At 29.9% G+C, this 9,387-nt stretch carries 3 protein-coding genes and 1 pseudogene; 1 reads left to right on the top strand and 3 read right to left on the bottom strand.

Annotated elements, in window-relative coordinates; genetic code table 11:
• Window positions 1–404: 404 nt before the first annotated feature.
• Window positions 405–1,352, bottom strand: a pseudogene (locus MBCUR_RS09965) (IS5 family transposase).
• 249 nt (window positions 1,353–1,601) lie between these two features.
• A complete protein-coding gene (locus tag MBCUR_RS09960; protein WP_067092858.1) occupies window positions 1,602–3,209 on the bottom strand; it encodes a CTP synthase in 1,608 nt (535 codons plus the stop codon).
• Window positions 3,210–3,564: 355 nt separating this feature from the next.
• On the opposite strand from MBCUR_RS09960, the gene MBCUR_RS09955 reads away from it, so the two are divergent.
• Complete coding sequence (locus MBCUR_RS09955; RefSeq protein ID WP_067092856.1) at window positions 3,565–3,777, top strand: hypothetical protein; 213 nt, start codon at window positions 3,565–3,567, stop codon at window positions 3,775–3,777.
• Window positions 3,778–3,886: 109 nt separating this feature from the next.
• On the opposite strand, the gene MBCUR_RS09950 is transcribed toward MBCUR_RS09955, so the two are convergent.
• Window positions 3,887–9,253 (bottom strand): beta strand repeat-containing protein, encoded by a 5,367-nt coding sequence (locus MBCUR_RS09950; protein WP_067092855.1) that lies wholly within the window; start codon window positions 9,251–9,253, stop codon window positions 3,887–3,889.
• Window positions 9,254–9,387 lie beyond the last annotated feature (134 nt).

Genomic DNA, 9,387 nt, shown 5'->3' with positions numbered 1-9,387 from the left:
CTTATTTAAATGATTAAAACTATTTTTAACAGCTTCTTTGAAATCAGGGACTTTTGCACCAAAATCGGAAAGTTTATATTGTATGCTTTTAATATTACTAATGTCGATAGTATTTGTTGTTTTCATAATATAAATATCTATCGACACTTCTATTTAACTTTTACTATTTAATTTTCGCTTAAAATCTCTGAAGTATGATTTCAAGTGCATAATACCTTAAAGGGCTATTTCAAGTGTAAAAAAGTCTCAGGAGGCAAAATAGTAATATAAAATTATAATGTTGTATTACTAAAAATCTCAGGAGGCAACTATTTTACAGAGCCGAGATTTTTTTAATTTGCAAGGTTTTTGTCTTTTTTTATTGGTTTTTTTGTCTTTTTTTAGTTAAATTTTCATAGCTATCGCTAATGGGTGGTATTTTGTTTTTTTATGGTGTGTAATTGTTGTAGGTTGTAAGAAAAACATGAGAACATATTTTTTACAGCTATTCTGGGTTGTGTTGTGACTTTTAAGTGTGCATTGTGGAATATGTTTTTGATTACGGCATATGGTCTTTCTCCTGGTGATCTTTTACGGGCTATTCTTTTGTTTCTTAGTTTTTGGCGGATGGATAGGGGGTTGTTTCTAGTTGCTTTGTCCATGGTGGCATCATAGCCTTTAGATTTTATTCCAAAGTATCCTTTATCTTTGTATCCTACTTCTCCTTTTTCTATTAAGTCTATTTGTGAGTCGTGGACATTTGCAGCTGTTGTTTCAATTTTTCGGATAAGTTGGTGTTCAATATCTATTTTTGTGTGTAGTTTAAATCCAAAAAATGATTTTTCACCTTTTTTTGTCCATTCACCATCTTTGCTTCTACGAGTTTTAGCTTGTTCTCCTCGTGGTTCATCTGCTTTTTGATGTCCAGGATCGGCTGTAATGAATGTTGCATCTTGAATTGTGCTTTTTTTGACTTTAAATCCTTTTTCGTCTAATTGTCTTTACAATTCTTCCCATATGGCATCGTCAATTTGATTTTCAATCATTTTTTCTCGAAATAGCCAAATTGTTGATTGATCAGGAACCTTGTCTGGAAATCCTAAAAACTTTAAAAAAGAAATTCTGTCATTTGCTTGCTTTTGGGCTTCAAAATCAGATAAACCATACGAAGTTTGTAAAACTAACATTTTTAACATAACAATTTCATCATTGTTAGGTCTACCACCTTTTTCAGACTGATTATCATACATACTTTTAATAATAGGTCTAAAAACTTCCCAATCAATAAGTGGATCAATGTCAGCCAAACGATCACCTAATTCTTCAACTTTTGCATACTGTTTATTTATAAAATAATTATTCAAATCATACATACTATTAAATATGTATAATATCATATATAAACCTTTTTATGCCAATTTAAAGAGCACACAAATAAAATAAATTTGCAAAAAAATACAAACAACTAAAAAAAATATTTATATTGGAGTTTATAGAAAATCTCAAAAGATAAAAAAAAGGATAAAAAAAGGATAAAAAAAATAAAAAAATATACAATAGATAAAAAAAAAGTAATAAAGAAAAAGTAAAAAAAATAGAAAATTATGGCATTGTCAAAATTATTAATTTTTAGAATACTGTGTATCATAAGCTGCTTTAACAAATGATACAAACAATGGATGAGGTCTGTCAGGTCTAGATTTAAATTCTGGGTGGAATTGACAGCCTAAAAACCATGGATGATCATCTAACTCAACAATCTCAATTAAAAAATCATCAGGTGAAGTTCCAGATAGCTTTAATCCGTGACTTGTAAGTTTTTCTTTATAATCATTGTTGAACTCATATCTATGCCTATGTCTCTCATAAACAGTGTCTTCTTTATAAGCTGCTTTAGCTAATGAATCTGGACTGATTTTACATTCATAGGCACCTAAACGCATGGTTCCACCCATATTCTTGATTTTCTTTTGCTCTTCCATCATATCAATAACTGGAGATTTAAGTTTTTCGCCAAATTCACTACTGTTGGCTTTTTCTAAGCCATTACGTCTTGCAAATTGAATAACCATCATATGCATTCCAAGACATATGCCAAAAATAGGAATATTGTTGACAATTGCATATTCAACTGCTTCAAGTTTTCCTTCAATTCCTCTCTCACCAAAACCACCAGGAATAAGAATACCATTAAGTTTAGAAAGTTTTTTTTCATCTAAACTATCAACATCAGAATTAATAAACTCTACATTGACTTTAATCCCATTTGCAGCAGCACCATGAATAAGTGCCTCTTTTATAGAAATATATGAATCTTCAAGTTCAATGTACTTACCAATAACTCCAATGGTAACTTCAGGAGAGTCTTTTTTAATTGATTCAACAGTTTTTTTCCAGTTATCTAAATTAGATGGATTTATAGTAAGGTTTAAGTTTAATCTTTTGTTCACATATTCTCCTACATTCTCTTTTTCCATTATTAGAGGCACTTCATAAATAGTTGTAGCATTAGGAGTATTTATTACTGCAAATTCAGGTACATCACAGAAATTAGCTATTTTTTCTTTTAAAGATTTAGTAATTGGTTTTTCACTTCTACAAACAATCATATCTGGAATAATACCAGTACTTCTAAGTTCTTTTGTTGAATGTTGTGTTGGTTTTGTTTTAAATTCTCCTGCAGCACCCAAATAAGGCACAAATGTTACATGAACAAACATTAGATTTTCATGACCTTCTTCGTTTCTTAGCTGCCTTAAAGCTTCTAAAAATGGCTGACTTTCAATATCACCAACTGTTCCACCTAATTCAACAAGAACAACATCGTAATCATCACTTTCAGGAATTTTTCTAATCATTTCCTTAATTTCATCAGTAATGTGAGGAATAATTTGAACACATGCCCCTAAAAAATCCCCTTTTCTCTCTTTATCTATAACCGATTGATAAACTTTTCCTGTGGTAATATTACTCATTCCAGGAAGTTCAACATCTAAGAAACGTTCATAATGCCCTAAATCAAGGTCTGTTTCCATACCATCATATGTTACAAATACCTCACCATGTTGATATGGGTTTAAAGTTCCTGAATCCCAATTTAAATAGGGATCAATTTTAATAGCCCCTACTTTCAATCCATAGGTTCTTAAAATTCTTCCAATAGATGCAGAGGTAATTCCTTTTCCTATAGAGCTTACCACTCCACCAGTAATGATTATATACTTTGTCATATTATCCTTGAATAAACTCAATTAAAATAAAAAAAACTAATTTATAAAAAAATCAATCCATAAAAAACCATTTCACCAATATATTTTATATAAATATGTTTTTAATAATATTTAAGTTTTATGAAAAAACACATTCGAAAATAAGATGACACTCCTTTTATTTAATGATATTTATATGATAGAAAATGCATAAATAATACAAATATAATTAGTTTTGTTTTTGGTGATTATTTATAGGTAAAAGAGACCCTAAATCTAAATTTAAAGAAGTTTTCTTGTCCAAATGAAAAATGCAGTGATTATGGAATATAAATAATCAAAATATTGTTGGAAATGAAACTTATATGAGAAAAAAATGGTAACATTCAACAACAAGTGTAAAAAAACTTACAATAAAAGTTTTATTTCTAATTTTAATACTATTTTTTATGATTTAAGAGCCTATAATAGCATTGTATTTTTAGTTTTAAAAATAATTCTCAAAGAAATGAGTTTAAGAGGAACTGCAGAAGCTTTAGAAGTTAAATTAGACACTACTGTGATAGTTGAAAATTGCAACAGAACATAGTGAAAAAGTTAACAAAGTTCTAATGAAAGATTTAAAATGTGGATAAAGTAGAGCTTGATGAATTATGGATTTTGTCAAAAAAAAAATGGTTAATTGTTATATAAAAAATTTAATTACTTTTTCTGATTCTTGAGGCAAATATTAGTAAAATTAATAAGATTATTAAAAGAACAACAGGGATACCAGTATGTTTCATACCTGCTTTTCCATCGTTATCATTATTATTATCTTTACCTTTAACAATTAGTAATCCAATAACCTTACAATGTTTAAAACCAGTTCTTCCTTGGAATTCCGCAGTTATAGTAAATTTACCACTACTAACTGGAATATAAGTAATAAATGCAAGACCTTTTACATTAGTATAGCTAGTACCAATATATTTGCCATTAATATAAAATTTAATAGGCATGCCTGCAATAGGTTTACCCTTATCATCAGTTAATGTAGCAGTTAAATTAAGTGGAACACCTACTTTATCAGTTTTATTGTCTACAACAACAATAGTTGTAGTATTAATATCTAATGGAGTTGGAACCTTGCTAGCATTTATAATAACTGTCCTATTAGTTGCATTAGACACATAAGAAGAATTTCTAATATTATCATCAGAACTTACATTAGCTACATTTATAATACGTCCTGGGGAAATAACTTTAGCAACAATAACTAAAGTAGCAGAAGCACCCATAGATAAATCACCAACAAACCAAATACCTGTAACAGGGTCATAATTAGAACTTGTCGCATAAACAAATGATAATTTAGATTCTAAGCGGTCATATACAGCTACATTATGAGCAACATCTGGGCCATGATTTACAACAACTAATGTGTATTTAACAAATCGACCAACAAAAGTCTTTGTAACATTAGCAGTTTTTTTAAGTTCCAAATCAACAGAAGAAAGAGCAGTAGTATTATTACTGTTAGTAGTATTATTACCAGCATTATTTTGATCAGGAGTAGACACAGTCACATTATTACCAATAACACCAGTACCATTAATCCTCACAACAAGAGTAAGAGTAACACTTTGACCTACAGTAATGGTTCCTATATTCCATACACTACCATCATAACTACCAGCACTAGTAATATTAGACACCAAAACAAGCCTAGAATCCAAAACCTCACTAACAGCAACATTAGTTGCATTATCCGGACCATTATTAGTCACAATAATAGTGTAAGTTAATAAACCACCATTTAAAGCAGAAGTTGCATTAACAGCCTTAACAACAGATAAATTAACACTAGGAAGAACAGTAGTACTATTACTACCAGTAGTATTATTACCCGCATTATTTTGATCAGGAGTAGACACAGTCACATTATTACCAGTAACACCAGTACCATTAATCCTCACAACAAGAGTAAGAGTAACACTTTGACCAACATTAATAGTTCCTACACTCCACACACTACCATCATAACTACCAGCACTAGTAATATTAGACACCAAAACAAGCCTAGAATCCAAAACCTCACTAACAGCAACATTAGTTGCATTATCCGGACCATTATTAGTCACAGTAATAATGTAAGTTAACAAATCCCCATTTAAAGCAGAAGTTGCATTAACAGTCTTAACAACAGTTAAATTAATAGCTGGAAGGACATTGATTGTTTCTATGTTACTTATATTATCTCCAATATTAGAAATATTTGTGTTGTTGATTGTTACGTTGTTTTCAATGTATCCAGTTCCAATGGCTTTTACTATTAAAGAAATAATATATGATTCTCCTGGAGCTAAATTAGTGATTGTCCAGCTAATAGCTTGAGAATTATTGGTGTAAGTTCCATTTGTCTGGTCAAATATTAGTTTGGAGTCTAGAGTGTCTGTAATGTTAATGTCTGTAGCATTGTTTCCATGGTTTGTGACATTTATTGTGTAATTTACATATTTGCCATTTAAAAGAGTTGTAATGTTAGCTGTTTTGCTGATAGAAATATTTGCAGAAGGTAGAACATTGATGCTTACTTCTGAGTAGTTGTTGCCAGAGTTGTTTTGGCTTGTATTTAGAGTAACATTATTGGTAATGGTTCCTGTTCCATTTACTAAAACGGTTATAATTAAGCTTGCAAATTGACCAATTGGAATCTCATCAATATGCCAAATACCTGTAACAGGATCAAATGTACTTTGAGGAGACTCTGTGTGTGATTGATAAATTAGCTGACTAGGTAAGGTTTCATTAACATAGACACCTACGGCATCATCAGTACCTGTGTTATTAACTATTATGGTGTAATTAATGGTTAATCCGTTAATAACATCTCCAGTAACATTAGCTGTTTTAGTTATGGTTAGATTAACATTTTCAAAGGAGGTAATTTCTATAAATGAGCTATTATCTCCAGTATTAATTTGGTCTATGGTTGTTAGACTAACTGTGTTATTAATTGTTATATTTGAGCCATTGACTTTAACTGTAATGTTTAAGACAACTGTGTATCCATTTGTAATATTATTTATAATCCAAACACCTGTATTGTTGTCATAGCTTGTTCCTGGAGTTGAAGAGTAATTTAAATAAATTAAATTATTTGGTAGGATATCTGTTAAGTTTACTCCTGTAGCATTGTCAGGACCATTATTGGTAACGGTTATAATATACTTTAAAACCTCACCATTAAATATGACCTGAGAAGCATTAACTGTTTTTGTAATAGTTAAGTTAACAGCTGGAAGGACATTGATTGTTTCTATGTTGCTTATATTATCTCCAATATTAGAAATATTTGTATTATTGACTGTTACATTGTTTTCAATGTATCCAGTTCCAATGGCTTTTACTATTAAAGAAATAATATATGATTCTCCTGGAGCTAAATTAATGATTGTCCAGCTAATAACTTGAGAATCATTGGTGTAAGTTCCATTAGTTTGATCAAATATTAGTTTGGAGTTTAGAATGTCTGTAATATTAATGTCTGTAGCATTATTTCCATGGTTTGTAACATTTATTATGTAGTTTACATATTGACCATTTAAAAGAGTTGTAATGTTAGCTGTTTTACTGATAGAAATATTTGCAGAGGGTGAAACATTGATGCTTACTTCTGAGTAGTTGTTGCCAGAGTTGTTTTGGCTTGTGTTTAGAGTAACATTATTGGTAATGGTTCCTGTTCCATTTACTAGAACAGTTATAATCAAGCTTGCAAATTGACCAATTGGAATCTCATCAATATGCCAAATACCTGTAACAGGATCAAATGTACTTTGAGGAGATTCTGTATGTGATTGATAAATTAGCTGACTAGGTAAGGTTTCATTAACATAGACACCTACGGCATCATCAGTACCTGTGTTATTAACTATTATGGTGTAATTAATGGTTAATCCGTTAATAACATCTCCAGTAACATTAGCTGTTTTAGTTATGGTTAGATTAACATTTTCAAAGGAGGTAAATTCTATAAATGAGCTATTATCTCCAGTATTAATTTGGTCTATGGTTGTTAGACTAACTGTGTTATTAATTGTTATATTTGAGCCATTGACTTTAACTGTAATGTTTAAGACAACTGTGTATCCATTTGTAATATTATTTATAATCCAAACACCTGTATTGTTGTCATAGCTTGTTCCTGGAGTTGAAGAGTAATTTAAATAAATTAAATTATTTGGTAGGATATCTGTTAAGTTTACTCCTGTAGCATTGTCAAGACCATTATTGGTAACGGTTATAATATACTTTAAAACCTCACCATTAAACATAACTTGAGAAGCATTAACCCTTTTTGTAATATTTAAATTAACAGCAGGCAATATAGTGATGTTTGCTTGTGATGAATTGTCACCTGTGTTGTTGTCAAGGGTTGTTACATTAGCATTGTTAATGACAAATCCTGAGCTATTTGCTCTAACTACAAGAGTTAAAAGGGCAGATTCACCAGCTGTAAGGTTTAGCTCCCAAACACCAGTAAGATTGTTGTATGTTCCGCTTGTAGCAATAGCTTCCAATAGTTCTAAATGGCTGTAATTAAGTAAATCTGTGATATTTAAATCATATGCACCTACAAAGCCATTGTTTGTTACATTTATGGTGTAGTTGAAAGTTTGATTGTTTAAAACAGTTCCATTTTTTGTGTTTAGTCCATTAATGTTTGCTGTTTTGTTTACAGTTAAATTGAATTCACTGTAGGCATTAAGGAAGTAGATAAGGTCTTCATTGTCTACACTAGATTTAATATATGCAGTGTAATTTAAATGAGTTAAAATAACATTAAATGAAACATTGCTAATTTTTGCATCACCATAGTATCCTTGCTCTTCTGTTCCATTAGGATGAGAAAAGGTAACATTAGCCACAAAGTAAGGTAAAAGTAAAGGATCATTACTTACATTTGAATCATTTAAAGTGAAGTTGTAAGATAAAATAGCAGTAGTGTAATATGGATAGCTCTGAGTAACATTGTAAATACTACCATTAACACCATTTAAATAATTCCTCATTACATAATAATTGCCTATTGTAACCCCTGAGTATAAACCACTTATATTATTCTGACCCCACCAATTCAAATTAACATCAACATAATTAGAACCCACAGCATCAAGAGAGTATAAAGAATTATTTACAAATCTATTGTAGTTAATAACCATATTTGAGACATTAGTTGCTTTAATACCATAAGTATTATTAATAAAAGTAGAACCACTTACACTAAAACCATCATCACCAGAACTAGCTATAGCACTATTATTATTACCAATAAAAAAAGAACCACTTACACTTGAACCAACACTATTCTGAGTATAAATAGCACCACCAGTAGCACTGGCAGAATTGTTCGTGAAATTTGAAGAATGGATAGTTAAAACTTTATTAGCAGATAAATAAATTACTCCACCAGAATTTGTTGCAGAATTATTAATAAAATTTGAAGAAGTAATATTTAAAGCACCATTACTATATATAGCTCCTCCACGAAGTCCAGTGTTGTTTATAAATTCTGAATTGATTATGTTAACTGTTGCCGACGAATCACTTCTTATTGCACCACCTTCTCGACCTCCATTATTGTAGAACTTACAATTTTCAACTGTTAAAGTTCCTCCTTGGTTGTTTATAGCTCCACCGAAATTAAAGTTTGTCCCATTTCCATTTATAAAAATTATATTTATAAAAGAAACAGTATATCCTGATTGAACATTAAATAACCAATCATTACGATTTCCCTGAATTTTAGTATTGCCTGATCCAATGAAAGTAACACTCTTGTTAAGTTGAATATTAAAATGTCTTTGCCATTGAGAATAAGTTCCATTAGCTAAATAAATAGTGTTGTTTGCAGAATAACCAGGATCTAAAACCTGTTCAACCTGAAATTTTAAATCAGTAGTTGTGTTCGCATAAATTACAGTAGCATTAACAGAAGATAAAGAAATAAAAAATAATACTGCAAATAAACTCACAATAAGGACTAATTTTCCACTTGTTGAAAATCTTTTTTCAGTATCCATTTTTATATATATATATATTATAGTATATAAATATTGTCCCTATATATTAAACTATACAGAGATGATACTCCTTTTATTTAATGATATATTTATATATAAAAATACATAAACAATAATGCAAATATAATTATTTT

Origin of the sequence: Methanobrevibacter curvatus, assembly GCF_001639295.1 — an archaeon.
Taxonomy (GTDB): domain Archaea; phylum Methanobacteriota; class Methanobacteria; order Methanobacteriales; family Methanobacteriaceae; genus Methanoflexus; species Methanoflexus curvatus.
The sequence above is the reverse complement of the archived record's forward strand: the minus strand, read 5'-3'. Positions and strand labels throughout refer to the sequence as shown.

What these genes read in the sequence shown, in the direction of transcription:
- MBCUR_RS09955 (WP_067092856.1), top strand. Translation starts at nt 3,565, where the DNA reads ATGGTAACATTCAACAACAAGTGTAAAAAAACTTACAATAAAAGTTTT.
- MBCUR_RS09950 (WP_067092855.1), bottom strand. Translation starts at nt 9,253, where the DNA reads ATGGATACTGAAAAAAGATTTTCAACAAGTGGAAAATTAGTCCTTATT.
- MBCUR_RS09960 (WP_067092858.1), bottom strand. Translation starts at nt 3,209, where the DNA reads ATGACAAAGTATATAATCATTACTGGTGGAGTGGTAAGCTCTATAGGA.